The organism is Saccharothrix sabaoui (assembly GCF_051756985.1).
Classification (GTDB): domain Bacteria; phylum Actinomycetota; class Actinomycetes; order Mycobacteriales; family Pseudonocardiaceae; genus Actinosynnema.
On the sequence record NZ_JBPKJK010000333.1, the window covers coordinates 1 to 1,156 of the forward strand.

1 rRNA gene is annotated in these 1,156 nt (G+C 57.9%); it reads right to left on the reverse strand.

Annotated elements, in window-relative coordinates:
- Positions 1 to 1,156: ribosomal RNA gene (locus tag ACR807_RS41670) — 23S ribosomal RNA — on the reverse strand; the annotation flags it as partial.

A 1,156-nucleotide genomic window follows, 5' to 3' on the forward strand; every position in this document is an offset into this window, starting at 1 on the left:
ACGGCCTACACGCTTACACCAGTACTACCACTCACTGGCGGAGCTACCCTCCTGCGTCACCCCATCGCTTGACTACTACAAGTTCAGGTCCCGCGCTCCACGTCGGGTCCTCATCCGAAGAATCAGACCCGGGCTTCGGGCGGTTAGTATCACAAGCCTCGCCATGGGCGCGTTCACACGGGTACGGGAATATCAACCCGTTGTCCATCGACTACGCCTGTCGGCCTCGCCTTAGGTCCCGACTTACCCTGGGCGGATTAGCCTGGCCCAGGAACCCTTGGTCATCCGGCGGCAGAGTTTCTCACTCTGCTTTCGCTACTCATGCCTGCATTCTCACTCGTCCAGCCTCCACACCTGGATCACTCCGGCGCTTCAATGGCTGAACGACGCTCCCCTACCCATCCAGACACTAGTTCTGAATGACACGGCTTCGGCGGTGTGCTTGAGCCCCGCTACATTGTCGGCGCAGGACCACTTGACCAGTGAGCTATTACGCACTCTTTAAAGGGTGGCTGCTTCTAAGCCAACCTCCTGGTTGTCTGGGCGACCCCACATCCTTTCCCACTTAGCACACACTTAGGGGCCTTAGCCGGCGTTCTGGGCTGTTTCCCTCTCGACTACGAAGCTTATCCCCCGCAGTCTCACTGCCGCGCTCTCACGTACCGGCATTCGGAGTTTGGTTGATTTCGGTAAGCTTGTGGGCCCCCTAGACCATCCAGTGCTCTACCTCCGGCACGAAACACACGACGCTGCACCTAAATGCATTTCGGGGAGAACCAGCTATCACGGAGTTTGATTGGCCTTTCACCCCTAACCACAGCTCATCCCCCAGGTTTTCAACCCTGGTGGGTTCGGGCCTCCACGCGGTCTTACCCACGCTTCACCCTGGCCATGGCTAGATCACTCCGCTTCGGGTCTAGACCACGCGACTATGAACGCCCTATTCGGACTCGCTTTCGCTACGGCTACCCCACACGGGTTAACCTCGCCACGCAGCACTAACTCGCAGGCTCATTCTTCAAAAGGCACGCCGTCACCCCTAAAGGCTCCGACGGATTGTAGGCACACGGTTTCAGGTACTATTTCACTCCCCTCCCGGGGTACTTTTCACCTTTCCCTCACGGTACTAGTCCGCTATCGGTCACCAGGTAGTATT